The 25,411-nt window shown below is 68.2% G+C and carries 19 protein-coding genes; 11 read left to right on the plus strand and 8 right to left on the minus strand.

Annotated features, from left to right (window positions below; all coding sequences use genetic code 11):
* Positions 1–24 precede the first annotated feature (24 nt).
* The 4 genes from ACIRRA_RS07460 to ACIRRA_RS07475 all read left to right on the plus strand — a co-directional run bounded on the left by ACIRRA_RS07460 (position 25) and on the right by ACIRRA_RS07475 (position 2,754).
* A complete protein-coding gene (locus ACIRRA_RS07460) occupies positions 25–681 on the plus strand; it encodes a YcnI family protein (RefSeq protein ID WP_402764398.1) in 657 nt (218 codons plus the stop codon).
* Positions 678–1,211 carry a copper resistance protein CopC gene (locus tag ACIRRA_RS07465; protein ID WP_402764400.1) on the plus strand — a complete coding sequence of 178 codons (534 nt, stop codon included), beginning with the start codon at positions 678–680 and terminating at the stop codon, positions 1,209–1,211. Before ACIRRA_RS07460 ends, ACIRRA_RS07465 begins: the two co-directional genes overlap by 4 nt.
* Entirely contained in the window at positions 1,208–2,176 is a 969-nt protein-coding gene (locus ACIRRA_RS07470; RefSeq protein WP_402764402.1) for a copper resistance D family protein, read from the plus strand. Before ACIRRA_RS07465 ends, ACIRRA_RS07470 begins: the two co-directional genes overlap by 4 nt.
* Positions 2,177–2,292: 116 nt before the next feature.
* Entirely contained in the window at positions 2,293–2,754 is a 462-nt protein-coding gene (locus tag ACIRRA_RS07475; protein ID WP_356996179.1) for an SRPBCC family protein, read from the plus strand.
* Here the strand turns inward: ACIRRA_RS07475 and ACIRRA_RS07480 are convergent, their stop codons facing one another.
* On the minus strand, positions 2,755–4,995 hold the full coding sequence (locus tag ACIRRA_RS07480; RefSeq protein ID WP_402764406.1) for a serine/threonine-protein kinase: 2,241 nt from the start codon (positions 4,993–4,995) through the stop codon (positions 2,755–2,757). It lies immediately after the preceding gene.
* A 153-nt stretch (positions 4,996–5,148) separates the two neighbouring features.
* On the opposite strand from ACIRRA_RS07480, the gene ACIRRA_RS07485 reads away from it, so the two are divergent.
* Both ACIRRA_RS07485 and rraA read left to right on the plus strand, forming a co-directional pair.
* The gene (locus tag ACIRRA_RS07485; protein ID WP_402764408.1) at positions 5,149–5,655 is read left to right on the plus strand and encodes a nitroreductase family deazaflavin-dependent oxidoreductase; all 507 of its coding nucleotides are present in this window, start codon (positions 5,149–5,151) and stop codon (positions 5,653–5,655) included.
* Positions 5,656–5,660: 5 nt separating this feature from the next.
* Positions 5,661–6,152: a ribonuclease E activity regulator RraA gene (gene rraA / locus ACIRRA_RS07490; protein ID WP_402764410.1), complete on the plus strand. Its 492-nt coding sequence runs from the start codon at positions 5,661–5,663 to the stop codon at positions 6,150–6,152.
* A gap of 188 nt (positions 6,153–6,340) precedes the next feature.
* Here rraA and ACIRRA_RS07495 read toward each other — a convergent pair whose 3' ends face one another.
* The gene (locus ACIRRA_RS07495) at positions 6,341–6,562 is read right to left on the minus strand and encodes an RNA-binding S4 domain-containing protein (protein WP_033085219.1); all 222 of its coding nucleotides are present in this window, start codon (positions 6,560–6,562) and stop codon (positions 6,341–6,343) included.
* A gap of 139 nt (positions 6,563–6,701) precedes the next feature.
* Here ACIRRA_RS07495 and lysX point away from each other — a divergent pair, with 139 nt between their 5' ends.
* The 4 genes from lysX (at position 6,702) to ACIRRA_RS07515 (ending at position 11,469) form a co-directional block, all read left to right on the plus strand.
* A complete protein-coding gene (gene lysX, locus ACIRRA_RS07500; RefSeq protein WP_402764853.1) occupies positions 6,702–10,037 on the plus strand; it encodes a bifunctional lysylphosphatidylglycerol synthetase/lysine--tRNA ligase LysX in 3,336 nt (1,111 codons plus the stop codon).
* Between the two features lie 113 nt (positions 10,038–10,150).
* Positions 10,151–10,351, plus strand: a complete 201-nt coding sequence (locus tag ACIRRA_RS07505) for a hypothetical protein (protein ID WP_402764413.1) — start codon at positions 10,151–10,153, stop codon at positions 10,349–10,351.
* Positions 10,352–10,394: 43 nt separating this feature from the next.
* On the plus strand, positions 10,395–11,012 hold the full coding sequence (locus tag ACIRRA_RS07510) for a histidine phosphatase family protein (protein WP_402764416.1): 618 nt from the start codon (positions 10,395–10,397) through the stop codon (positions 11,010–11,012).
* Positions 11,013–11,127: 115 nt separating this feature from the next.
* Entirely contained in the window at positions 11,128–11,469 is a 342-nt protein-coding gene (locus tag ACIRRA_RS07515; protein ID WP_402764418.1) for a hypothetical protein, read from the plus strand.
* Between the two features lie 105 nt (positions 11,470–11,574).
* Here the strand turns inward: ACIRRA_RS07515 and ACIRRA_RS07520 are convergent, their stop codons facing one another.
* From ACIRRA_RS07520 to gltB, 5 genes are all read right to left on the minus strand, one after another.
* Complete coding sequence (locus ACIRRA_RS07520) at positions 11,575–12,477, minus strand: cutinase family protein (protein ID WP_402764420.1); 903 nt, start codon at positions 12,475–12,477, stop codon at positions 11,575–11,577.
* A gap of 259 nt (positions 12,478–12,736) precedes the next feature.
* The gene (locus tag ACIRRA_RS07525; protein ID WP_402764423.1) at positions 12,737–13,750 is read right to left on the minus strand and encodes an alpha/beta hydrolase; all 1,014 of its coding nucleotides are present in this window, start codon (positions 13,748–13,750) and stop codon (positions 12,737–12,739) included.
* Positions 13,751–13,791: 41 nt separating this feature from the next.
* Positions 13,792–14,496, minus strand: coding sequence for a hypothetical protein (locus tag ACIRRA_RS07530; protein ID WP_402764426.1), 705 nt, complete (start codon positions 14,494–14,496; stop codon positions 13,792–13,794).
* A 258-nt stretch (positions 14,497–14,754) separates the two neighbouring features.
* The gene (locus ACIRRA_RS07535) at positions 14,755–16,224 is read right to left on the minus strand and encodes a glutamate synthase subunit beta (RefSeq protein WP_356996168.1); all 1,470 of its coding nucleotides are present in this window, start codon (positions 16,222–16,224) and stop codon (positions 14,755–14,757) included.
* Positions 16,225–16,376: 152 nt separating this feature from the next.
* Positions 16,377–21,026 (minus strand): glutamate synthase large subunit, encoded by a 4,650-nt coding sequence (gltB, locus tag ACIRRA_RS07540; RefSeq protein ID WP_402764428.1) that lies wholly within the window; start codon positions 21,024–21,026, stop codon positions 16,377–16,379.
* A gap of 882 nt (positions 21,027–21,908) precedes the next feature.
* Here gltB and ACIRRA_RS07545 point away from each other — a divergent pair.
* Positions 21,909–23,759 (plus strand): DUF4407 domain-containing protein, encoded by a 1,851-nt coding sequence (locus tag ACIRRA_RS07545; protein WP_402764431.1) that lies wholly within the window; start codon positions 21,909–21,911, stop codon positions 23,757–23,759.
* 72 nt (positions 23,760–23,831) lie between these two features.
* On the opposite strand, the gene ACIRRA_RS07550 is transcribed toward ACIRRA_RS07545, so the two are convergent.
* Complete coding sequence (locus ACIRRA_RS07550) at positions 23,832–25,400, minus strand: MFS transporter (RefSeq protein ID WP_402764434.1); 1,569 nt, start codon at positions 25,398–25,400, stop codon at positions 23,832–23,834.
* Positions 25,401–25,411 lie beyond the last annotated feature (11 nt).

A 25,411-nucleotide genomic window follows, 5' to 3' on the forward strand; every position in this document is an offset into this window, starting at 1 on the left:
ATTGTCAGAGAAGGCAATACAGTCATGCACACCTCCCTTTCACGCACCCTCGTCACGTCGGTGGCGGCCGCCGGCCTGCTGCTGTCCGGCGCCGGCATCGCCGCCGCGCACGTGGTCGTGGACGCCCCCGGCGCCAGCCAGGGCGGCTATGCCGTCGCCACCTTCCGGGTGCCGACCGAGTCCGACACGGCCTCCACCACCAAACTCACCGTGGCGCTGCCGAATCTGAAGAGCGCCCGCACCGAGCCCATCGCGGGCTGGACCGCCAAGGTCGACAAGAACGCCCAGGGCGAGGCCGTGGCGGTCACCTGGACCGCCGATCCGGGCAACCCGGGCGTCGCCCCGGGCCAGTTCCAGCGCTTCGCGCTCTCCGTGGGCCCGCTGCCCAAGCAGGGCAAGGTCAGCTTCAACACGTCCCAGACCTACAGCGACGGCAAGGTCGTCGACTGGAACCAGCCCATGAACGCCGACGGCAGCGAGCCCGACCACCCGGCCCCCAGCCTCACCCTGGCCAAGAGCACCGGCGGCGATGACGATGCCCCAGCCGCCACGGATGCCGGTACGAGCGACAAGAACAGCAGCGACAACACCGCCCGCTGGCTCGGCGGCATCGGCCTGGCGCTGGGCGCGCTGGGCGCGGCCCTCGGTCTCGGCAGCGTCATCCGGGGACGGCGGTCGTGAACCGCAAGTTGCTGGCCGGGCTGATCACCGGGCTGCTGGTCACCGGATTCGCACTGCTGGGTGGCGGTGTCGCCGACGCGCACTCCACCCCCGTCTCCTCCAGTCCGGATAACGGCGCGCAGATCGACACCTCACCGGCGTCGGTGAGCATCACCTTCAACGAAAACCTGCAGTCGGCCTACCCGTCCATGACGGTCACCGGGCCGGACCACAACCTGTGGTCGAAGGGCCAGCCCAAGGTGGAGGGACCGACCATCAGCATCGAGGTCGGCGAGCTGGGACCGGTCGGCGAGTACACGATCGCGTACCGGGTCACCTCCGCGGACGGGCACCCCGTCAGCGGCAAGCGGACGTTCACCCTGACCAAGCCCGGCAATGGAACGCCGGGCCCCAGGGCCGACAGTGCCGCCAAGTCCGGAGGCTCCGACGGCGGCGTGCCGTTGTGGATCTTCATCGTGGGCGCGGTGGTGCTGTTCGGCGGCGGCCTGGCCTTCGCCCTGCTCGGCGGACGGGGCAAGCAGCGCAGGTGAATCGGACCGACCGCACCGATCGTCGCCGGGAGCGCGGGACGACCGGCGGTAGCAGCTCACCGAGATGGCTACTGGCGCTGGTCATCCCGATCGCCCTGGCCGGCGCGGCCCTGGCCTGGACACTCGCCGCCGCCGAACCCGTGCAGGCCGAGGCCCCCGTTCGGGTCCTCGCCGACTGCGCGGGGGCGACAGTGCTGGGCCTGGCCGCGCTGCCGCGGCTCTCGGACCGGCTGACGCCGCAGTGGCGGCCGATCACCGTGCTCGCCGCGCTCTGGGCGGCAATGGAATTCGCCATGCTGGCGCTGGAAGCCGCGGAGGTGCAGGGCATTCCGGCGCGGCAGCTGAGCGCCGCCCAGTTCGGCGACTATCTCGCGCACCTGAGCGGCGGGCAGATCGGCATCGCGCTGCTCATCGGCAGCGGGACGGTGGCGATCTACAGCGCCTTCGGATTCCGGCAGCCCGACCGGGCCACCGGTGATCTGGTGCTGGTGTTCACCGCCGTCACGCTGGCATTGCGGCCGATCACCGGGCACATGTCACAGCAGCCGTTCGGTTCGGTGGTGGCGGCGCTGCACGCGCTGGCGGCCGGCGCCTGGTTCGGCCTGCTGCTGGCGCTGGCACTGACCGTGCGCACCCGGGGCGAGTGGGCGGTGCTGCTGCCGCGGTACTCGGCATGGGCGCTGCCGCTGGTGGTGACGGTGATGGTGACCGGGGTGATCAACGGGCTGGTGCGGATCGGCGGGGTGAGCCCGCTGGTCACCAGCGGGTACGGGCGGATCCTGCTGGCGAAGACGGTGCTGCTGGCGGTGCTGCTCGGGCTGGGCTGGTGGTGGCGGCGCAGCTGGGTGCCGAAGGTCGCCGATCACCGCATGACCGCGGACGGCTCGCTGCGGCGCTCGATTGCCGAAGTGCTGGTGATGGCACTAGTGTTCGGGCTGGCCGGTACGCTGGCCGTCACCGCGTGAGGTGGTCCGCGGTTCTCGAATTCGGGTGCACCGGCTCATATTCGGGTGCGCTGTCTCATAGATGGCATGCATCACAAGACCTGCAGGGAAAACTAGAACACGTTACGGTTGCCCCCATGACCGAAGTCAAGATCGTCGCGGACTGCGCCGCCTCGGCCGAATCGGCCTTCGCCTACGTCAACGATTACCGGCACCTGCCGAAATTCATCAATGAGATCAGTGCCTTCACCCCGCTGACCGACAAGGTCGAAGGCGTGGACGCCACCTTCGACGGCACCATCCAACTGGGCCCGATCGCCCTGCACTCCACCATCAAGATCGTCCGGCACGAGCCCGGCTACGCCATCGCGGTGAAATCCATCAAGGGCTTCGAGATCGAATCCACGTTCCTCTTCCATGACAAGGGCGAGGAATCCTGCACCATCGACGCCATCGTCGACTACCGGGTCCCCGGCGGCATCGCGGGCAAGATCCTCGGCAAGACCATCGAGCCGTTCGTGAAGCTCGCCGTGAAGAGCTCCACCCACAATCTGGTCACCCAGGTCACCGCGTTCCACACCACCCGCACGTCCGCCTAGTCACCCGGGGTCGCCAGAGCCGCCGACCCCCGCGAAGGCCCGCAGATCGGCCTCGGTCCGGCGAAACAGCCAGTAGTCGCCGAGGAACCCGAGGACACCCACCGCGCACAGCGCGTAGATGGAGATCAGCTCCAGCGAAACCTCCTCGGCGGTCAGGAACATCAGACTCGCGATCACTCCGATCAACGGAATCGCCACCGCCACCGCGAGATACCGGGTGCAACGACGGCTCAGGGCGCGCAGGGCATCGTTGTCCCGCGCCGTCTCACCATGGGTGAGCAGCCGCGGATAGAAGCAGCGCACCACGAAGAACGTCACCACGAAGAACGGGTACGCGACCGCGATCGCACCCGAAACCACCATCGTCGCAACCAGATTCACAATGCGCTCCGGCGGCAGGCCGGTGAAGACGACCAGCGCGATAGCCGACAGCGCGGCCGACAGCACCCACCAGCCGAAGGCCAGCAGCGCCACCCGGTCGCCGTCGATCAGGGTGTCGCGCCGCGCCCGGGCCAGGGTCACCGGATCGTAGGTACGGCCCCGCCGCAGTCCGCGCCACACGATGAACGCCCGGCGGCACAGATAATTGGTGAGCACGATGGCGGCCGGCGTGGTGAGCAGGAACAGTCCATTGCCGACCAGCCGCAGCCGCGCCTGCTCCTCCGGCGAGAACCAGAGCTGGAACAGCGGATGATTGTGCAGGTTGGCGTAGGCGATGCCGAGCCCGTCACCGAACATGCTCGCCGCCGTGATCAGCGCGACCAGCGACCACGGGCCGACCCGGGACCGCCAGCTGCTGGCCGGCGGATCCACCAGATCCCGGGCCCGCTGATCCAGGCACAGGTCCAGCTGCTGGGCCAGCGCCGCACCGGTGGCCCAGCGGTCCTCGCGATCGGGGGCCAGGCATTTGAGCAGCACCCGCCGTAGCGTGGCCGGGCAGTCCGGCGGCAGGTCGTCGAGGTGGCCGGGATCGATCTGGTGGCGGCGCAGCCGGAGCATGCGTTCGAGCGAGGATTCCGAATCGCCCGCGCGGGTTTCGTCGTCGAAGGGTCGGCGGCCGGTGAGCAGCTCCCACAGCACCACCCCCAGCGCGTAGATGTCGCTGCGGCCGTCCAGATCCTCGGCGGTCTCGGGCAGCTGCGGGTGACAGGCCGCCAGCTGCTCGGGCGACATGTACGCCAGCGAGCCGCCGAAGTAGGCCAGCGGGCTGGCCCCCGCCACATGCACGCTGAAACTGATATTGAAATCCGCCAGTTTCGGGCCGCCATCGGCGGTGAGCAGTACATTCGCGGGCTTGATATCGCGGTGCAGCACCCCGTTCCGGGCCGCGTGGTCGAGTGCACGGGCCAACCGGCTGCCCAGCCAGGCAACGGTTTCCGGCCAGCTGCGCTCCAGCGTCGCTGCGCGAGTGGGTGATTCGCCGGGTACCAGGCCGCCCCGATCCCGCATGGCCGCGTCCACCGCCTCCAGCAACAGCCCGCCGTCCCGATCACCCGGCTCGCGAGAACGTACCAGCGCCAGCACCTTCGACAGCGTGCCGCCCGGAAGATACTGCATGTACAGCAGTTTCAGCTCCCGGTCGGCCAGCAGCCGCTGGTCGAAGACGCGCACGATGTGCTCGTGATCCAGCCGCGCCAGGGTCTCGGATTCGGTGCCGTGGTTCTGCGAGACCTTTACCGCCACCAGCCGCTGCATGGACCGCTGCCGCGCCAGGAAGACCCGGGCGAAGGCGCCGCTGCCCAATTCCACCAGCAGGTCGAAATCGTCCAGCCGATCGCCGACCTCGATGCCCTCCAGGGCATGCTGGGCCTGCGGCCGGGCGATCAGGGTGCTGCGGTAGTCGTGCTCGGCCCATTCGGTGGCGGCGGCCTCGGTCGGGTGGCAGCCGATATCCACCGCCGCCCTGTGACCATTTCCGGAGATCCCGGAGCGCCGCAGCGCGTGGAACTCCTCGTAGGCCAGATCGGGCGGCAGTGGGCCGGACCGCAATTCGTCGAATTCGGCCCGGTAGTCGGCCAGGCGCTTGGGGAAGTCGTAGCGGATCCAGCGATATTCCAGATCCACCTTGATCAGTTCGATCAGCACCAGGCGGCGCAGGTGTGGTGTGCGCGGCAGGAACTCGGCCAGGCGGGGCGGCGCCGCGGCCGCCTCCCAGGCGGCTTGGAAGCCGGCGAGCACGGACGTCAGCAGGGAGCGGGTCTCGTCGACGGCACCCGAGTCGATCGCCGGTTCTACGTTCATGCCTCTCCCGACCTGGACTCATCGGGTGTCGCCGGTATGCGCCCGAGAATCCGACTGCACGGTTGATTAACTCTTGTGGATAGATCGCTCAGCAGCCGCAGAGCGCATCGCGACGGCACAACACCCCCGGTCACGGGCCACTAGAGTCGCGGTATGAGTGAGCAGTTTCCCGAACGGATCTGGGGTTCCCGCACCAATCTGCTGTCCCGCCTGGCCAGTCCCTTCGCCGCCACCACGGTCGGCTCGCTGGTCATCCGCAAACTCACGCCGCTGGATCGCAAGGTGCTCGAACACACCGGCGGCAAGTACACCGTGCTCGGCCCGATCGGCGCGCCCGTCATTCTGCTCACCACCGTCGGCCGCAAATCCGGGCAGCCGCGCACCACGCCCCTGCTCTACGTACACGGGGGCGACACGCTCTACGTGATCGGATCCAACTTCGGCCGGGCCCACCACCCGGCGTGGACCGCCAACCTGCTCGCCAGTCCGGCCGCCGAGGTCGCCATCGCCGGGCAGCACATTCCGGTCGCCGCAGCGCTGGTCACCGACGAGGACCGCAAGCAGGCGATCTTCGAACGCTTCGAGGAGACCACGCAGGCGTACACCGCCTACCGCAATCGCACCGCTCGCGACTTGCGCATTTTCGCCCTGACAAGATAGTTCCCGTGACCGAATCAGCGAACTCCATTGCCACCGCCGACCTCGCCGACGAGATCGGCCCCGAGATCCGCAGCTGCGACACCCAGTTCATCCAGTTCGGCGGCCGCGAAGTCTTCGCCGGCCGCATCGTGACCATCCGGACCTTCCAGGACAACCTGCTCGTCAAGCAGACCCTCGGCGAACCCGGCGAGGGCCGCGTGCTCGTCGTGGACGGCGGCGCGAGCGTGCACACCGCGCTGGTCGGCGACATCATCGCGGGCCGCGGCGTCGACAACGGCTGGGCCGGGGTCGTCGTCAACGGCGCGGTCCGGGACTCCGCCATCCTGCGCACCCTGCCCATCGGCATCAAGGCGCTGGGCACCAACCCGCGCAAGAGCACCCAGACCGGAGCGAACGCCGAGAAGGATGTCACCGTCGAATTCGGCGGCGTCACCTTCGTTCCCGGCGACATGCTCTACAGCGACCACGACGGCGTCGTCGTTCGCAGCGAGGGTTGACCCAACTCTCGGGAAGCTCTCAGGGGTAACGGCCCCCGCACCCGTGAGAATGGGGAGCCGGGGCCCAGCCCCCGAGCCCCCGCGGGAGTGACGCCGCCGGCAACCCGCAGGGAACGCGGCGAGCCCGGCCGCGCGGGGCGCAGACCGAACCCCTACGGATCCGGGAGTACCTTGCCCGCGAAGCGCGCTCAGCCGCCGGTGACCCGGGCCTTGTGCCCGGCCAGTGCCACCACATCGCCCGCATGTAGCTGGCGACCCCGTCGCAGCTCCACCTCGTCGTTGACACGGACCAGGCCCTGCGCGATAACCGTCTTGGCTTCCGAACCAGAATCGATGAGGTTCGCCAGCTTCAGGAACTGGCCGAGTCGAATGACATCGTCCTCGATCGGGACATCGACTGGATCCGACATGGGGTACATCCTCACCCGCGGCCGCCTCAACACCAAACGCCGCCCCCACCACCAGCCGCCACGCGGCGGCCACGAGACACGAACCGGGTTCTGAGTGCACATGGGCATGGGCAACATTCACACTGGTGCAGTGACTTCGATGCAGGATCGGCCGACCCACGACTCCGACCCGAGACCGGAGCCGCGGTCGCTGGAGGTGCCACACCGCGGGCACGGCCGGCTGCGCGAGGTGCCGCACATCGCGGGCACCACGCTCGGCGTCTTCTCGATTCTCTGCTTCGCCTGGAGCATCTCGCCCGGGCTGCGGTTCCTGACCTCGCACCTACGCCACTTCGTCGACACCTACTACTTCGACGCCCCCGACACGTCACTGGTGTGGGCGCTGGTGGTCGGCCTGCTGGCGGGCGCCACCGCCAGCCGCAAACGGATCGCCTGGTGGCTGCTGGTCGGGTACATGGCGGCCTTCGCGCTCGCCAACGCCCTCGACTTCGCCGCCGAGGGCGACGTCAATGCCCTGGTCGCGCTGATCATTCACGTCGTGGTCATCGGCGTGCTCATCGCCTCGTGGTCCGAGTTCTACACGCACGTGCAGCGCGGCGCGGTCTGGCGCGCGCTCGGCGTACTGGCCGGCGGGCTCGCGCTGGGCTGCCTGGTCGGCTGGGGGCTGGTCGAACTGTTCCCCGGCACCCTGCCCGACCACACCGAACGCGCACTGTGGGCGGTGTCCCGGGTCACCGGCGCGATCCTGGTCTCCAGCGAGGACTTCGACGGGCACCCACCGCACCTGGTCAACCTGCTGCTGGGCCTGTTCGGCGCCATCGCGCTGCTGGCCGCCGTCATCACCCTGTTCCGGTCGCAGCGCTCCTCCAATGCGCTCACCGGGCTGGACGAATCCGCCATCCGCGGGCTCATCGAACGCTCCGACGTCGAGGACTCGCTCGGCTACTTCGCCACCCGCCGAGACAAGGCCGTCGTCTTCGCGCCCAGCGGCAAGGCCGCTGTCACCTACCGCGTCGAACTGGGCGTGTGCCTGGCCTCGGGCGACCCCATCGGGCAGAAGGAGTCCTGGGGCCACGCCATCGACGCCTGGCTGCGGCTGGCCGACCAGTACGGGTGGGCCCCGGCGGTCATGGGCGCCAGCGAGATCGGCGCGACCGCCTACCGGCGGGCCGGACTGTCCGCGCTGCGCCTGGGGGACGAGGCCATCCTCGAGACCCGCAATTTCTCCCTCGCCGGACCCGATATGAAGCCGGTCCGCCAGGCCGCCAATCGTCTTGCCAAGCAGGGCATCACGGTGCGGGTGCGGCGGCACAAGGAAGTCCCGCCCGAGGAGATGGCCGACGTCATGCGGCGCGCCGACGCCTGGCGCGACACCGAGACCGAACGCGGCTTCTCCATGGCTCTCGACCGGCTCGGGGATCCGCTGGACGGTAACTGCCTGCTGGTCGAGTCCGTCGCCCCCAACGGCCAGGTGCTCGGCATGCTCTCGTTCGTGCCGTGGGGCCGCACCGGCATCTCCCTCGACCTCATGCGCCGCGACCGCTCCGGCCCCAACGGGCTGATGGAACTCATGATCTCGCGGCTCGCCCTCACCTCCGAGCAGTACGGCATCACCCGAATCTCGTTGAACTTCGCGGTCTTCCGCGCGGTCTTCGAGGAGGGCGGCCGCATCGGCGCCGGCCCGGTGCTGCGCCTGTGGCGCGGCGTGCTCATGTTCTTCTCCCGCTGGTACCAGCTGGAGGCCCTCTACCGCTCCAATGTGAAGTACCAGCCGGAATGGGTGCCCCGGTTCTCGCTGTTCGAGGAACGCCGACACCTGCTGCGCGTCGCCATTGCCAGCGCCCTCGCCGAAGGCTTCCTGCCCCGCATCGGCCGCGAACACGACGCCTCCACGCACACCGGTCTGCGGCCCTCGGTACCGCCCGCCATGACCGGCCTGCACACCGACGGCAGCCCGCCCGACCTGCCGCCGGAGGAGCTCGAGGAGCAGGGCCCGCGCCGCCCCGAACAGGTGCGGGTCCGCATGGACAAGCTGGAGAAGCTCCAGGAATCCGGCGTCGAGGCATATCCGGTCGCCTACCCGCCCACCCACACCGTGTCCGCCGCCCGCGGCTGCCCGCAGGGCACCACGGTGCGAGTCTGCGGGCGGCTGTTGCGGATTCGCGACTACGGCGGCGTCATCTTCGCCGTGCTGCGCGACTGGTCCGGCGACATCCAGCTGCTCATCGACCGCGGCCGGGTAGGCGCAGACCGCAGCGAGTCGTTCACCGAATTCTTCGACCTGGGAGACCTGGTCGAGGTGAGCGGGCAGATCGGCCGCAGCCGCCGCGGCGAACTCTCACTGCTCGCCCAGGACTGGCGGATGATCGGCAAATGCCTGCACCCGCTGCCGGACAAGTGGAAGGGCCTGTCCGACCCGGAAGCCCGAGTGCGGCAACGCTATGTCGACATGGCCATCAACACCGATATCCGTGAGGTGATGGCCAAACGCAGCGCGGTGGTGCGGTCTCTGCGAGACACACTGCACGGCTGGGGATTCCTCGAAGTCGAGACCCCCGTCCTGCAGCAGGTGCACGGCGGCGCCAACGCCACCCCGTTCACCACCCACATCAACGCCTACGACCTCGGCCTGTACCTGCGCATCGCCCCCGAGCTGTACCTCAAGCGGCTGTGCGTGGGCGGCATGGAGAAGGTGTTCGAACTCGGCCGCGTCTTCCGCAACGAGGGCGTGGACTACAGCCACAACCCCGAGTTCACCATCCTGGAAGCCTATGAGGCGCACAGCGATTACGAACGCATGATGCACGCCTGCCGCCAGCTCATCCAGGAGGCCGCGGTGGCCGCCAACGGCGCGATGGTCGCGCTGCGCCCCGGACCCGACGGCACCCTCACCGAGGTGGACATCTCCGGCGACTGGCCGGTCAAGACCGTGCACGGGGCCGTCTCCGAGGCGATCGGCGAGACCATCGGCCCAGACACCGACGAGGAGCGGCTGCGGCTGCTCTGCGAGAAGGCGGGCGTGCCCTTCCAATTGAGCTGGGACGCCGGGCAACTCGTGCTCGAGATGTACGAGCACCTGGTGGAATCGGCGACCGAGGGACCCACCTTCTACATCGACTTCCCCACCTCCGTCTCCCCGCTCACCCGCGCCCACCGGCACATTCCGGGCGTCACCGAGCGCTGGGACCTGGTGGCCTGGGGCGTCGAACTGGGCACCGCCTACAGCGAATTGACCGATCCGGTGGAACAGCGCCGCCGCCTCACCGAACAGTCCATGCTGGCCGCCGGCGGCGACCCGGAAGCCATGGAACTCGACGAGGACTTCCTGCAGGCCCTCGAGCACGCCATGCCGCCCACCGGCGGTCTCGGCGTCGGCGTTGACCGGGTGGTCATGCTGCTGATCGGCCGCAGCATCCGCGAAACGCTGCCCTTCCCGCTCGTGAAACCCCGTACCGCACAGAGCGAATCCCGGTAGGGACCAGGGAAAACCCTGATTCCCCGGGCCGGATCGCCGGTTAATCTGGGATTCGGCCCGGGGCGGGCCCACCGGCCACACGGATTGGGGTACCCATGCACTACCTAGATCTCATGACCCAGGCGACCCTGCTGGACCACCACGTGTGGACCCATCCGGACACCTGGAACACCGCCCTCGAGAACACCGCCGCCCGCCGCACCAGCGGCCGGCGCGGCACCGGCTTCTGGGGATTCCTCGCGGTCTGCTGCATCGGCATCGTGGTGCTGGTGCTCGGCATCGTCTACCTGATGAGCCGCCGCAAGAACCGCTAGCCCCGGCGTCGAACCACGGGCGTGGTGCGGCAGAGTGGTGGGCGTGCAGTTGATCCTCGTCCGCCACGCCCAGCCGCAACGAGTCCTGGCCGAATCCGGCCACGCCGACCCGGATCTCACCGCGATCGGCCTCGAACAGGCGGGCCGGATCCCGGCCGCACTCGCCCACCACCGCATCGCCCGTGTGATCAGCAGCCCGCAACTGCGGGCCCGCGAAACCGCCCGGCCCACCGCCGAGAAGGTCGGACTCGACATCGACGTCCTCGACGGGCTCGCCGAGTACGACCGCGACCTGCCGATGTACATCCCGATCGAGGACGCCCAGCAGGAATTCCGGGAAACCTACGCGCGCATCAAGGCCGGGCACCTGCCCGAGCAGATCGACGGCGACGCCTTCATCGGCCGCGTGCGCGACAGCATCGCGAGCATCGTCGCGGCCGCCGAGCACACCGACACCGTGGTCGTCTTCGCCCACGGCGGCGTGATCAATGTGCTGCTGCAGGACGTGCTGGGCTTGGCCCGCCCGCTCACCTTCCCCATCGACTACTGCTCGATCACCCGGATCCTGTACTCGCGCACCGGCGGCCGCACAGTGGCCACCGTCAACGAGAACGGCCACGTCTGGGACCTGTTGCCGCGCACGCAGCGTCCGCGCCCCTAGACGCTCAGCGGACTCCCAGCCCGATCCCAAACCGTTCCAAGGGCCGGAGCCTTCGATGGGAACTCGTAAGCCGCTCCCCTCGCGGCGCATGATCTTCCCGACAGAAAGGCACACGATGTCCACCATCAAGCCCCGCCGCCGTCTCGCTCTGCGCCTCGCCGCGGCCGGTGCCCTGGCCGCCATCCCGCTCGCCGTCGTCGCCCTTCCCGCGAATGCCACGACCCCCGACGACGCCTCCGCCCCGGTCGTCGCCCAGCAGATCGACGACCACGGCCCCTGGGATCACGACCGTGACCACCACCGCCACGACCACGACAACGACGGCGGCTGGAACAACGGCGACAACGGCTGGAACAACGGTTGGAACAACGGCTGGAACAACGGCGGCGACAACGGCTGGAACAACAACCCCGCCCCGGCCCCCTGGCTGCCGCCCACCGGCTCCTTCGGTATGTAGCCCGGCCGGCGACGATCTCATCGGCTCGGACACCGAAAAGGCCGCTCCCAGTGTGGGAGCGGCCTTTTCAGGTTTCGAGGGGCCGGCTCACCGCCGGGCCGTCCGTTAGGCGTTGGTCGCGATCCAGGCGTGCATCCAGGTCAGTGCGGTCTGGCCGCCGCCGACGCCGTAGCTGCCATAGCTGGTGTGCTTGCCGCTGCGGTAGAACTGCTCGAGCTGGTGGGCGTACTCGCTGTCCGGACCGTCGGCCAGCTGGGCCTGCAGCGTCGGCAGACCGCCCTGCGCCATCAGGTCGTTGAGGATGGACCCGAGTTCGAGCTGGGTCTGCCACAGGTTGAAGTTGTTCGGGTTGGACGACTGCGCCAGGAAACCCGCGAAGCGGGTGAGGAAGTCGGTCTCCTCGGTGGAGCAGTACAGGTCGCCGATGGCGCACACGGTACGCACCTTGTCGCTGACCCAGCCGAAGCCGCCGACGCGCACCCCGCCCGCACCCGCACCGGGAGCCAGCGGGCCGATCTGGACGTCGGTGGGCGAGCGGCGCGGATCGGAGATCAGCGCGACCGCCGCGATGCGATCGGGCGGCACCACACCGTGGCCGCTGCCGATCTCGGCGGCGAGATCGCCGGCCGCGTCGGCGCCCTGGCTGTAGCCGGTGATGGCGATCTTGGTGCCCGGGCAGCGCGCGCCCATGTCCTGCACCAGACCGCGGGCATTGTCGACGGCTTCCTTCTTGGAGGCGGCGTAGACGTCGCCCTCCCAGGGAAAGGCGGTGGCCGCGTAGGTCACATAGTCGACCTCGCCGGGCAATCCGTCGGTCACCCCGGCCAGCATGCCGGGCTTGGGGTCCTTGTCGTGGCCGGTCTCCCAGGTGCCGGGCACGGCGACCGTGTAGAGACTCGGGCAGCCCGCGCCGGGGTCGGCCGTAGCGGGACCGCTGCCCAGGACGATTCCCGACATGAGGACGCTCGCCGCTGCCCCCGCAGCCGCGACAACATTCTTCAACCGCATACTGCTCCAGTTCCCGCTTGTGCCGGGACAGGTTGCGCGTCCCGATTCCCGATCATGGTGCGGTCGCCGGATGACAGTCCGGTGCACTGAGGGTTAACCCAGGTAACCGCCCCGCATGAGCTGACTGAAACAGACCGCATGACGAGATCGGCGACACACCGCCGCCAAGCATAAAGGGGCCTATTCGGCCATGCCAGGCGAGTCGGCTAAGACGTCCGATTTCCGGCCGAAAGTTGTGCCGGAAGCCACATTTCGCATCTCAACCCTGTAGTGCCGCTTCGAGCAGCGGCCACGACCGATGCAGCGCGTCCTGCCAGTATCGCCAGGAATGCGTTCCGGCAGGGCTGAATTCGACCTGCGCGGGGATCCCCAACTGGCCGAGGCGATCTGCGAGCTGATGTGTGCACGCGTTCGTCGCGGCCTCGATCACCCCGCCCAGCACGACCTGATTGGCCAGCGTCGCCGGACGCCCGCCGATCGAGGGCGAATCGAGGGTGTCCATGGGCCCGGGCAGCCCGCTCGAGCTCGAGATGAACAGCGCCTTCCCGCGCAGGGCGCCGGCATTGAGTACCGCGTCGTGCTGCTGCCAGTCCGGGTCGCCGGGGTCGCCCCACATATTGCGGGAATCGGCATCACCGCGGTCGAGGACCAACTGGATGTACCGGCGGCTGTTCTCGTCGGAGGTGGAGGCGCAGCCACTGTAGGAGGCGACCGCCCGGTACCGATCGGGGGCCACGATGGCCAGATTCAGCGCGGAGGTCGCCGACATCGACACGCCCGCAACCGCGTTCGCGCCCGACGCGTGCAGCGCCGAATCCAGGATCGGCGGCAGTTCCGCGGTCAGGAATGTCTCCCATTTCTGGCGGCCCAGACTCGGGTCGTCTTTTTGCCAGTCGGTGTAATAGGAGAATTTGCCACCGATCGGGGAAACAACATTCACGTTCTTGTCCGCGAAGAATTGCACGACATCGGTTTGGCGATACCAGGTGGCGGCATCCTCGCCACCGCCCGCGCCATTCAACAGATAGAGCGTGGGCCGCGGGACGCTGTTGTCCAACGGGGTAATCACCTGAAGCGTGATCACCCTGTCCATCGCGGCCGAATAGACCGAGATCTCCTCTTGCCGCTGGCCGGGCCGATCGATCGAAACCAGATGTGATCCGGTGGAATCATCCGCCGTGGCCGTACCGATGCTCCCGGATGCGGACGGCAATGCGAGGGAGAGCGCAATTGCCGAGATCGCGGCGAGCGCCGAGAGCTTACCGGTGAGCATCGGTACGGTTTTCCTATCGATCGAATCGGCCCGGAGGGGAATCAGCTGCCGATGTACTTGCGGATCGCGTCCGACAGGATGGTGCTGAGCGAACCGGTCGAGCTGAGCTGACCGTCGGCCGATCCGAGGCCGTTGTTGTTCAGGCTGCCCAGCGCGTCCTCGCCGACGGTGTTGGCCCGGGCGGTGAAGCAGGACGTCAGGTTGGGCAGCTCGTTGCTGACGCCGACCGTGCCCGCGACTCCGATGCCACCGCTGGTGACCTGCTGACCGGCCGAGAGGTTGGTGGGCACCGGGTAGGTGATGGTATAGGTCACCGGGTTACCGGAGTTCACGAACCAGCCCGTGTTGGTCACCTTCCAGCCACCGGCGTTCGGCTCCGGGGTGACGCTCTCGGTCCGCTCACCGAGCGCGGCGTGATATGCGGTGATGGTGGCGCTGGTCGGCGCACCGAATCCGGCCGGCGGGTAATCGGTGATGGTGTTGACGTACGGGTTTCCGATGCCCGTGGTGCCGACGACGATCGTGTAGGTCACCGTGGTGCCGACGCCGATGGAGTCGAGGTTGGCGCCCTTGTCGTACGTCATGGTGATACCGAGGGTGCTGATGTCATTCTTGGTGGCATGCGAGCTCAGGGCACAGGTCGTATCCGCTGACGCGGCGCCCGTCTCCAGCGTGGTCATGCTCAGGCCCGCGAAAACCATTGCGGCAGAGGTCGCGATCGCGGCCGCACGGCGATTACGGAACATATTTTCCTCCAAGTGTCCCGAGATCCTCCGGGACCGATCCATACTTACCGAGCGCTGCGGACGACTCGGAGGGTGGACTCCACACGGGGAGTAAGTTAACAGGTGTAACTGGTCCCCTGTCCAGGGTTTGAGAAAACTGCCCCCAGTTACTGACTAGTACACATTTCAGATCGTTTCCCTATATAACAAAAGGCGCTCCCGGACCGAAGTCCGGGAGCGCCCTTCAGGGTTTCAGCTCAGCGCTGGATCACCTACGGCTCAGCGCTGGGCGACCATGGTCGGGGTGATCGGGGACGGCAGCGCCGTCTCACCCTCCAGGTATTTGTCCACCGCAGACGCGCACGCGCGGCCCTCGGCGATGGCCCACACGATCAGCGACTGACCGCGGCCCATGTCACCGGCGACGAACACGCCGGGCACGGTGGTGGCCCACTCCTTGTCGCGCATGACATTTCCGCGCTGGTCGTAGCCCACGCCCAGGCCCTCGAGCAGACCGTTCTTCTGCGGTCCGACGAAGCCCATGGCCAGCAGCACCAGGTCGGCCTCGAGGGTGAAGTCGGTGCCCTCGACCTTCTCGAAGCGGCCGTTGACCATCGACACCTCGTGCGCCTGCAGCCCGGTGACCTTGCCGTCGGCGCCGACGAAACGCTCGGTGTTGACGGAGAACACGCGCTCGCCGCCCTCCTCGTGAGCCGAGGAGACGCGGTACATCAGCGGGTAGGTCGGCCACGGGGTCGAGGCGGCTCGCTGCTCCGGCGGACGCGGCATGATCTCGAACTGGTGGATCGACTCCGCGCCCTGACGGTGCGAGGTGCCCAGGCAGTCCGCGCCGGTGTCACCGCCACCGATGATGACAACCTTCTTGCCGCGCGCGTTGATGCGCGGCAGGCCGTCCTCGTCGGTGATCTGGTCGCCCAGCTGCACCCGGTTGGCCAGCGGCAGGAACTCCATGGCCTGGTGGATGCCGTCCAGGTCGCGGCCCGGGATCGGCAGGTCACGCGCGATGGTGGCGCCACCGGCGAGCACGACCGCGTCGAACTGCTCGCGCAGCTGCGCGGCGGTGATGTCCACGCCCACGTTCACGCCGGTCTTGAAGATGGTGCCCTCGGCCTCCATCTGCGCGATGCGGCGGTCGATGAAGCGCTTCTCCATCTTGAATTCCGGGATGCCGTAGCGCAGCAGGCCGCCGATGCGGTCGTCGCGCTCGAACACGGTCACGGTGTGGCCGGCCCGGGTCAGCTGCTGGGCGGCGGCCAGGCCCGCGGGGCCGGAGCCGACGACCGCGATGCGCTTGCCGGTCAGGCGGGTCGGGTAGACCGGGGTCACCCAGCCCTCGTCGAAACCGTTCTCGATGATCTCGACCTCGACCTGCTTGATGGTCACCGGATCCTGGTTGATGCCCAGGACGCAGGACGCCTCGCACGGAGCCGGGCACAGGCGGCCGGTGAACTCCGGGAAGTTGTTGGTCGCGTGCAGCCGATCGAACGACTCCTTCCACGCGCCCTTGTACACCAGGTCGTTCCACTCGGGAATCAGGTTCCCGAGCGGACAGCCGTTGTGGCAGAACGGGATACCGCAGTCCATGCAGCGGCTGGCCTGCTTCTGCAGGGTCTCGTGGGAGAACTTCTCCTCGTAGACCTCTTTCCAGTCCAGCAGTCGCAGCGGAACCGGACGGCGCTTGGGCAGTTCCCGGGATGTGTGCTTCAGGAAGCCTTGTGCGTCACCCATTTACGAACTCCTGACTAATGCGCAGCGCGCACGGAACAACGACAGTGGTGCTGCGTTGCACCGCCAGAGTGAGGTCAGCCACGGGCCGCCCTGAATGGTTACGGCGCCTCGTCGACATGAGTGCGAAGTTACCCACGGGCCGCCTCCAGAAGTTACCCACGGGCCGCCTCCATGATCGCCTCGTCGACATTCCGGCCGGCCTTCTCGGCCTCGGAGATGGCGAGCAGGACCTTCTTGTAGTCGCGCGGCATGACCTTCGCGAACTTGATCACCTGCTGCGACCAGTCGCCCAGGATCTTGTCGGCGACAGCGGATCCGGTCTCGTCGCGATGCTGGACCACGATGTCGTGCACGATCTGCGCGTCCTCGGCCGACAACTGCTCGAGGTCGACCAGCTCGGTGTTGAGGTTGGCCTCGAAGGTGCCGTTCGGGTTGTAGACGTAGGCGATACCGCCCGACATGCCGGCGCCGAAGTTGCGGCCGGTCTCGCCGAGGATGACCACGCGGCCACCGGTCATGTACTCGCAGGCGTGGTCGCCCACACCCTCGACGACCGCGGTGGCACCCGAGTTGCGGACCGCGAAGCGCTCGCCGGCCACACCGCGCAGGAACGCCTGGCCGCTGGTGGCGCCGAACAGGATCACGTTGCCCGCGATGATGTTCTGCTCCGCGACGAACGCCTCCGGCGCGTCATCGGACGGGCGCACCGTGATGCGACCACCCGAAAGGCCCTTGCCGACATAGTCGTTGGCGTCGCCGACCACCCGCAGGGTGATGCCGGCCGGGACGAACGCACCGAACGAGTTACCGGCGGAACCGGTGAACGTGATGTCGATGGTGTTGTCCGGCAGGCCGACTCCGCCGTAGAGCTTGGTGACCTCGTGGCCGAGCATGGTGCCGACGGTCCGGTTCACGTTCGTGATCTTGGATTCGAACTTGACCGGCTTGCCGCGCTCCAGCGCGTCCGCGGACTGCGCGATGAGCTCGTTGTCCAGCGCCTTGTCCAGGCCGTGGTCCTGGTCCTTGGTGCGGCGGCGGTCCTGGAACATGAACGCCGTCTCGACGTCGTCCAGGATCGGCGACAGGTCGAGCTTGGCGGCCTTCCAGTGCGCCTTGGCGGCGGTGGTGTCGAGCAGGTCGACCCGGCCGATGGCCTCGTCCAGGGTCCGCAGACCCAGCGACGCCAGCAGCTCCCGCACCTCTTCGGCGATGTAGAGCATGAAGTTCTCGACGAACTCCGGCTTGCCGGTGAAACGCTCACGGAGAACAGGGTTCTGGGTGGCGACGCCGACCGGGCAGGTGTCGAGGTGGCAGACGCGCATCATGATGCAGCCCGAGACCACCAGCGGAGCGGTCGCGAAACCGTACTCCTCGGCGCCCAGCAGGGCGGCGATCATGACGTCGCGGCCGGTCTTCATCTGACCGTCCACCTGCACCACGATGCGGTCGCGCAGACCGTTGAGCAGCAGCGTCTGCTGGGTCTCGGCCAGGCCGAGCTCCCAGGGTCCACCCGCGTGCTTCAGCGAGGTCAGCGGCGAGGCGCCGGTGCCGCCGTCGTGGCCCGAGATGAGCACCACGTCCGCGTGTGCCTTGGAGACACCCGCGGCGACGGTGCCGACGCCCGGCTCCGCGACCAGTTTCACGTGAATCCGCGCCTGCGGGTTCGCGTTCTTCAGGTCGTGGATCAGCTGCGCCAGATCCTCGATCGAGTAGATGTCGTGGTGCGGCGGCGGCGAGATCAGGCCGACGCCCGGCGTCGAGTGCCGGACCTCGGCGACCCACGGGTACACCTTGTGGGCCGGCAGCTGGCCGCCCTCACCGGGCTTCGCGCCCTGCGCCATCTTGATCTGGATGTCGGTGCAGTTGGTCAGATAGTGCGCGGTCACACCGAAGCGGCCCGAGGCCACCTGCTTGATCGCGGACCGGCGCCAGTCGCCGCTCTCCTCCGGCTCGAAGCGCGCCGGGTGCTCGCCGCCCTCACCGGAGTTGGAGCGGCCGCCGAGGCGGTTCATGGCGATGGCCAGGGTCTCGTGGGCCTCGGCGGAGATGGAGCCGTAGCTCATCGCACCCGTCGAGAATCGCTTCACGATCTCCGACGCCGGCTCGACCTCGTCGATCGAGATCGGGTGGCGGTGCTCGGACTTGAACTTGAACAGACCACGCAGCGAGGCGAGACGCTCGGACTGGTCGTCGACCAGCTTCGTGTACTCCTTGAAGACCTTGTACTGGCCCGAGCGGGTGGCGTGCTGCAGCTTGAACACCGTGTCCGGGTTGAACAGGTGGTGCTCGCCCTCGCGACGCCACTGGTACTCGCCGCCGACCTCGAGCTCGCGGTGCGCGCGCTCGTTGCGGTTCTCCAGGAACGCGATCCGGTGCCGCTGCGCGACCTCGTCCGCGATGTCGTCCAGGCCGATGCCGTCCAGCGGCGACTTCAGACCGGTGAAGTACTCGTCCACCAGCTCCTGCGCCAGGCCGACGACCTGGAACAGCTGCGCGCCACGGTAGGAGGCGATGGTGGAGATGCCCATCTTGGACATCACCTTCAGCACGCCCTTGCCGGCCGCCTTGTTGTAGTTGTAGACGGCCTTCTTGTAGTCGGCCGCGAGATCGCCGGTGCTGCCCGGCATCTGCAGCGCGCCGCGCTCGAGCATGTCCTCGATGGACTCGAAGGCCATGTACGGGTTGATGGCCGCCGCGCCGAAGCCGACCAGCATGGCCATGTGGTGCACCTCGCGGGCGTCACCGGCCTCGATGACCAGGCCGACCTTGGTGCGGGTGCGTTCCCGGACCAGGTGGTGGTGCACCGCGGCGGTCAGCAGCAGCGACGGGATCGGGGCCAGCTTCTCGTTGGACTCGCGGTCGGACAGCACGATGATGCGCGCGCCGCCGTCGATGGCCGCCGAGACCTGACGCTGCACGGCCTCGATGGCCTTGCGCAGCCCCTTGCCGCCCTTCTTGACCGGGTACAGGCCGTGGACCACCACGGACCGCAGGTCGGGACGGGAGCCGTCGTCATTGATGTGGATGAGCTTGTTGAGCTCGTCGTTGTCCAGGATCGGCTGGGTCAGGGTGATCTGACGACAGGACTCCGGTCCCGGGTTCAGCAGGTCGGCCTCCGGGCCGATCATGCTGCGCAGCGAGGTGACGACCTCTTCGCGGATGGCGTCCAGCGGTGGGTTGGTGACCTGCGCGAACAGCTGCGAGAAGTAGTCGAACAGCAGGCGCGGCCGCGCCGACAGCACCGCGATCGGGGTGTCGGTGCCCATCGAGCCGAGCGCCTCGCCACCGGTCTGCGCCATCGGCGCGACCAGCAGGTTCAGTTCCTCGGTGGTGTAGCCGAAGATCTGCTGACGGATCAGCACGCGGTCGTGCGACATGTGCACGTGCGGGCGGTCGGGCAGGTCGCTCAGCTTGGCCGGGCCCTCGTCCAGCCACTGCTGGTACGGGAACTCGGCGGCCAGCGAGGACTTGACCTCGTCGTCGCTGATGATGCGGCCCTGCGAGGTGTCGACCAGGAACATGTGGCCGGGCTGCAGGCGCTTCTTGTAGACGACCTTGGCCGGGTCGATGTCGAGCACGCCGACCTCGGAGGCCAGCACGACCAGACCGTCCTCGGTGACCCAGATGCGGCCGGGGCGCAGACCGTTGCGGTCCAGCACCGCGCCGACGACCGTGCCGTCGGTGAAGCACACCGAGGCCGGGCCGTCCCAGGGCTCCATGAGGAAGGAGTGGTAGCGGTAGAAGGCGCGCTGCTCCGGGGTCATGGACTCGTGGCGCTCCCACGCCTCCGGAATCATCATGAGCACGGCGTGCGGCAGGCTGCGGCCGCCCAGGTGCAGCAGTTCGAGCACCTCGTCGAAGCGCGCGGTGTCCGAGGCGCCGGGGGTGCAGACCGGGAAGATCTTCTCCAGGCGGTTGTTGCCCTCGTGATCGATGCCGAACACGTTGGAGTTCAGCAGCGCCTCACGGGCCCGCATCCAGTTCTCGTTGCCGGAGACGGTGTTGATCTCACCGTTGTGGGCGACGCGCCGGAACGGGTGCGCCAGCGGCCACGACGGGAAGGTGTTGGTGGAGAAGCGCGAGTGCACGATGCCCAGCGCCGACTCGACCCGGTCGTCCTGCAGGTCCAGGTAGAACGCCCGCAGCTGCGGGGTGGTGAACATGCCCTTGTAGACGAAGGTCTCGCCGGACAGGCTCGGGAAGTAGACCGACTCCTTGCCGGTCGCGCCCTCGCCGGCGCCCGACTTGCCGAGCTCGTGCTCGATGCGCTTGCGGATGACGTAGGCGCGACGCTCCAGGTTCATGCCGGACAGCTGCTCGGCGCCACCCCTGGGCGAGGCGATGAAGATCTGCCGGAAGGTCGGCATGGCGTCGCGCGACAGCGCGCCCAGCGACGACTCGTCGATCGGGACCTCGCGCCAGCCGAGGACCTCGAGGCCCTCCTCGCGCACGATCTTCTCGACGCCGTACCCGGCGCGGGCGGCCTCGCGGCGGGCCTGCGGCAGGAAAGCGATACCGGTGGCGTACGAACCTTCGGCGGGGAGCTCGAAGTCGACGACAGCGCGGAAGAACTTGTCCGGGAGCTGGATCAGGATGCCCGCGCCGTCACCCGAGTTGGGTTCGGCACCGGCGGCACCACGGTGCTCCAGGTTCAGCAATGCCGTAATAGCCTTGTCGACGATGTCGCGGCTGCGGCGGCCGTGCATGTCGACGACGAATGCGACACCACAGGCGTCGTGTTCATTCGCCGGGTCATAGAGCCCGATGGGTCCAGGGGACCTGTGGCCAGGAAGTTGCGTCATGCCTCTGCCTTCACAAAAAACAGGCCTTCGAAGAATGCGGCCTTCGTCGAACGCCTCCGGTCTGGACTGCGTCCGGACGTTTCGGAGACCAGCGGCGCTGATGGTCATTCCGTGCAGTCAACTTTGCAGTTGTCCACCCGCTTCGATTACCTAGTCGGGTGCTCGGTGGTAACGGAACCCTTACGTCTTCGCTACACACCGCGCAGTTCTCGCCCGCTAGGCTGAGCACCGATCGGGCCTCTGACCGTATGGGGAGATATGCCGAATTGTGTAGTTCGGCGTAAGAGCAAACGATAAGTCAGGACTTGAGCCCAACCAACTTAGGTTGCACTAATTCCAGCTTCTAGCTGGGCTTCTTCATCGGTCCTCCAACACACGCGCGTTCTCCAGTGTAAAGCAGGGGTGCACGTGCGTTTCAGTTGAGTTCACCACTGCATCGCACGCACGCGAGGACTCCGGCCGAGCGGTCCAGCGCAGCTCCAGACTGCCTCTCACCTGCAATGAATCAGATTTCCCCACAGAGTGATCCGGCAAACCGGACATGGGCCGGCTAACTTTCCGGACAAGTTCCGTCGCCGCGGCGGCCGTCCGGGAGACATGGGCAGGTAACCTGCGGACCGTACGGAATTTTTCCTGAATGTGGGATTCAGCACACATTCAGCAAATCGTAAATACGTCTCCTGTCCAGGTTTTCTGTGCTATCCGAGCCAGTCGGCGCGTGATCAACACCACGTCACATGCCCGAAACGTGCCACTGTGAGCCTGGCCACATCCCAGCTGCCGCGGTCGATGGAACAGCCGTACGCCTGTCACGCTGAGACAACGAATCAGCGACGGTTTCGAGAAGCCGAATCACCCGGGACTCAGAGGATGTGAACTCCCATGACCGTTCACCATGTCCCCAGGTCCGCCGGGCTCGGCGCCTTGCTGGTCTGGCTGGGCGGCGCGCAACCGCAGCTCACCGACGGGCCCGAGCGCGGCGGCTACACCGTGACCGGCGCCGTGGTGGCGCTGCTCGCGGCCACCGCGGGCGCCGTCACGGCCGCCGCCACGGGAGCGGCGCGCTGGCCGGTCATCGCCATCGTGGCGGTCGCGCTCATCGCAACCGTGCTGATGGGGGCCGTCGCCCGAGCGCTGGCCACCGCCGCCACGCCCGATCGCCGGGAGAATCGCCTGGCGGTAGCCGAATTCGGCGGCCGCATCGCGGTGGCAGTGCTCGCCGGGGTGGTGATCGCCGAATTGGCCTGCACCATCTTGTTCTCCGGCACCGTGAACCGGCTGCTCGACGAATCCGCCCAGCACGCAGTGGAATCCGCGCCCGCCGTGGTCACCGCGCGCACCGAGCTGGAGCAGGCCAGGACCGATCGCACCGCGCTGGACCAGCAGATCACCAAGGCGCAGAACGACGTCACCAATGCGCTGATCATCGCCCGCTGCGAATTCAACCCGGCGGCGGACTGCCCGCAGAACATGATCACCCGCGTGCCCGGGCGCGGTCCCGAGGAGCGCACCGCCAACCAGATGCTCGACGACGCCCGCAACCAGCTCAGCGCGGCGCAGGGCAAGGTCGACGGGCTCGACGCCAAGGTCACCGAGAAGGACAAGGCCCTCGCGACGGCCCGCAAGGCCGCCTATACCGACGGCGACCGCGGGCTCGGGGCGCGCTGGGTGGCCATGAACGACTACACCACCGGACATTTCGGGCCGTTCGTGTTGCGGCTCGCGGTGTCCGTGCTCATGATCGTGGTGGCCCTGCTGCCACTGCTGCTGCGGTTGTGGCGGGGTGAGACGGCGTTCGACCGCACCGTCGCGGTCCGTACCGCCACCGACCGCATCGACCAGGCTGCCACCACCGCCATCGCCGTCAAACAGGCCGAGGTGCGCGTGGAGACCGAGAGCCTGCGCGCCGAACAACAACTCACCGCCGCGCGGCTGGCCGTACATGCCGACACCGCCATCGACCGGGAACGGCAGCGCACCCGCATCATCGCCGCCATCGGCGGTTTCGAGATCGGCATCACCGAGCCCGCCCAGCGCGCCGTCGCCGAATTCGACAATGCCATCAGACATGAACTCCCCGCCGGCCCGGCCGGGGATCGAAAGGACAGCACCGTGTCCCAGGAGGGGATCGTGACACAGTCGCCGAACCTGCCCGCCCAGCTCACCTCCGGGGCTCTGGCCCCCGCACCGCAGGGTGGGGCGCTCGTGCCCGCCGTGCCGGTCGCGCAGCCCGCGAACAAGGGTGGGGGGCTGGAACTTCCGATCATCGGGACGGTGCCGTTCACCGACACCGCCGCCCGCTGGATCCGTCCGCTGGTGCCGTCCTTCGTGGCCAATGCCATCGACACCGCCACCCACCCGCTGCGCACCGTACGCCAGGCGTTCGAGGAGGCGGAGGAGATCACCTTCACGCTGCGCCGCACGCGCAAGGTGACCGTGGATTCCCAGGATTCGGCGGAGCAGCAGCACCAGCAGGCCTACGCCCAGCCGCAGTACGGCTACTTCCCGCAGGGCGCCCCGCAGCAGGTGCACGCCCAGCGCGTGGCCTCGAGCGTGGTGGATCAGCCCTACGCCCAGTACCCCTCTTACTCCGCCCTACCCCAGGGCCACCTGGTGGACTCCGGCTATCCCCTGCCCGCGGGTCCGCAGCACGATGCGCTGGCAGCACGCCGCAACCCCGAACTCGACCACCGCAGCCCGCGCGAACTGCCCCCGGGCAGGGGCCGGGAGTAGCCTTCCGAAACCCACTGTGGCCCGGAATGTTTCACGTTGAACACGGAAACATCCGGGCCACAGCCATTTCGATCACGCCGCCGACGACTTCCGTGTCGCCGAACGGTAGGCGACGAAGGCGGTCAGGACCAGGATGGCCGCCGTGGAGGTGGCCGCCAGGTGAATGCCGCTGACGAAGGCGGAGTGCGCCGAGTTCAGCAGTTCCCCGGCCGCGGGTTGCGGTAGGGCGCGGGCGGTTTCGATTGCGCCGCCCAGCGATTCGCGGGCCGCGTCCGCCTGGCCGGACGGGATGTGCGTCAGATCGAGACCGTGGCGGAAGGCTGCCATGACGGCGCTGCCCAGCACGGCGACGCCGAGGGCGATGCCCATTTCCATGGCCGTTTCCGAGATGGCGGCGGCATTGCCGGCGCGCGCCTCGGGGGCGGTGCTGACGATCATGTCGGCCGAGACGGTCAGGGCCACGCCCTCACCCAGGCCGATCAGCAGGAAGCCGACGATGAACGGGGTCACCGAGCCCGAGGGATCGGTGGGCAGCAACCAGTAGAGGCCCGCACCTATCGCGACGGTCACCAGCGAGCCCGCGAGCACCGTCGCCGGACGCCAGTAGCGGACCAGCCAGGCCGCGGCCAGCGCACCCAGCATGGAGCCGATGGTGCCCGGGATGAGCAGCAGACCGGCCTCCAGCGGCGACTTGCCCAGCACCAGCTGCAGGTACTGCGAACCGAAGAACAGCACGCCGGCCAGCGCGAACACCGACAGCAGGTTGGTGAACACCGCGGCCCGGAAGGCGGGCAGCCGGAACAGGTCCAGGTCGATGAGCGGGGCGGACAGGCCGCGCTGCCGACGCACGAACACCACGCCCGCGACCACGCCGATACCGGCGCTGATCAGCAGGTTCAGGTTGGGACCGTGGGCCGCGAACTCCTTGACCGCGTACACGATCGGGATCAGGGCCAGCATGGACAGGCCGGCGCTGAGCAGGTCGAAGCGGCCGGGGTCGGGGTCGCGCGACTCCGGTACCAGGACCGGGGCCAGGACCAGCAGCAGCGCCATGACCGGCAGGTTCACCAGGAAGACCGAGCCCCACCAGAAGTGCTCGAGCATCCATCCGCCCAGCAGCGGTCCGAAGGCCGCGCCGGAGGCGGCCATGGCGCCCCAGACCGAGATGGCGAGGGTGCGCTGGCGGGCGTCTTCGAACATGGATCGGATCAGGCCCAGCGTGGCGGGCATCAGGGTCGCACCGGCGACACCCTGCAGAACGCGTGCGGCAATGAGCATCTCGGGGTTGACCGCCCAGGCCGCGATGGCCGAGGCGAGGGCGAATCCGGCCGCGCCGATGAGCAGCAGGCGGCGGCGGCCGATGCGGTCGCCGAGGGTGCCCATGGTGACCAGCAGGCCGGCGAGCACGAACGAGTAGACGTCGATGATCCACAGCAGCTGCGGCGTGGTGGGCGCGAGGTGCGCGCTGATGGACGGGACCGCGAGGTCGAGCACTGTGGCGTCGACGGAGATCAGCAGCAGTGCGAGCGCGAGGACACCGAGCCCGGCCCAATCCCTGGGCCGGGCCTTCGGCGGCACCGTGGTGTGGTGCCGGTCGATGGTCACGGGAGTTCCGGAACGTGCGGTCACGTGGGTGCTCATGAGCTTTCTCT

The sequence above is a fragment of the Nocardia sp. NPDC101769 genome (assembly GCF_044766925.1).
Lineage (GTDB): Bacteria > Actinomycetota > Actinomycetes > Mycobacteriales > Mycobacteriaceae > Nocardia.

Coding starts and splice junctions, on each gene's coding strand:
- ACIRRA_RS07460 (WP_402764398.1), top strand. CDS start 25: ATGCACACCTCCCTTTCACGCACCCTCGTCACGTCGGTGGCGGCCGCC.
- ACIRRA_RS07475 (WP_356996179.1), top strand. CDS start 2,293: ATGACCGAAGTCAAGATCGTCGCGGACTGCGCCGCCTCGGCCGAATCG.
- ACIRRA_RS07480 (WP_402764406.1), bottom strand. CDS start 4,995: ATGAACGTAGAACCGGCGATCGACTCGGGTGCCGTCGACGAGACCCGC.
- ACIRRA_RS07485 (WP_402764408.1), top strand. CDS start 5,149: ATGAGTGAGCAGTTTCCCGAACGGATCTGGGGTTCCCGCACCAATCTG.
- ACIRRA_RS07495 (WP_033085219.1), bottom strand. CDS start 6,562: ATGTCGGATCCAGTCGATGTCCCGATCGAGGACGATGTCATTCGACTC.
- lysX (WP_402764853.1), top strand. CDS start 6,702: ATGCAGGATCGGCCGACCCACGACTCCGACCCGAGACCGGAGCCGCGG.
- ACIRRA_RS07505 (WP_402764413.1), top strand. CDS start 10,151: ATGACCCAGGCGACCCTGCTGGACCACCACGTGTGGACCCATCCGGAC.
- ACIRRA_RS07515 (WP_402764418.1), top strand. CDS start 11,128: ATGTCCACCATCAAGCCCCGCCGCCGTCTCGCTCTGCGCCTCGCCGCG.
- ACIRRA_RS07520 (WP_402764420.1), bottom strand. CDS start 12,477: ATGCGGTTGAAGAATGTTGTCGCGGCTGCGGGGGCAGCGGCGAGCGTC.
- ACIRRA_RS07525 (WP_402764423.1), bottom strand. CDS start 13,750: ATGCTCACCGGTAAGCTCTCGGCGCTCGCCGCGATCTCGGCAATTGCG.
- ACIRRA_RS07530 (WP_402764426.1), bottom strand. CDS start 14,496: ATGTTCCGTAATCGCCGTGCGGCCGCGATCGCGACCTCTGCCGCAATG.
- ACIRRA_RS07535 (WP_356996168.1), bottom strand. CDS start 16,224: ATGGGTGACGCACAAGGCTTCCTGAAGCACACATCCCGGGAACTGCCC.
- gltB (WP_402764428.1), bottom strand. CDS start 21,026: ATGACGCAACTTCCTGGCCACAGGTCCCCTGGACCCATCGGGCTCTAT.
- ACIRRA_RS07545 (WP_402764431.1), top strand. CDS start 21,909: ATGACCGTTCACCATGTCCCCAGGTCCGCCGGGCTCGGCGCCTTGCTG.
- ACIRRA_RS07550 (WP_402764434.1), bottom strand. CDS start 25,400: ATGAGCACCCACGTGACCGCACGTTCCGGAACTCCCGTGACCATCGAC.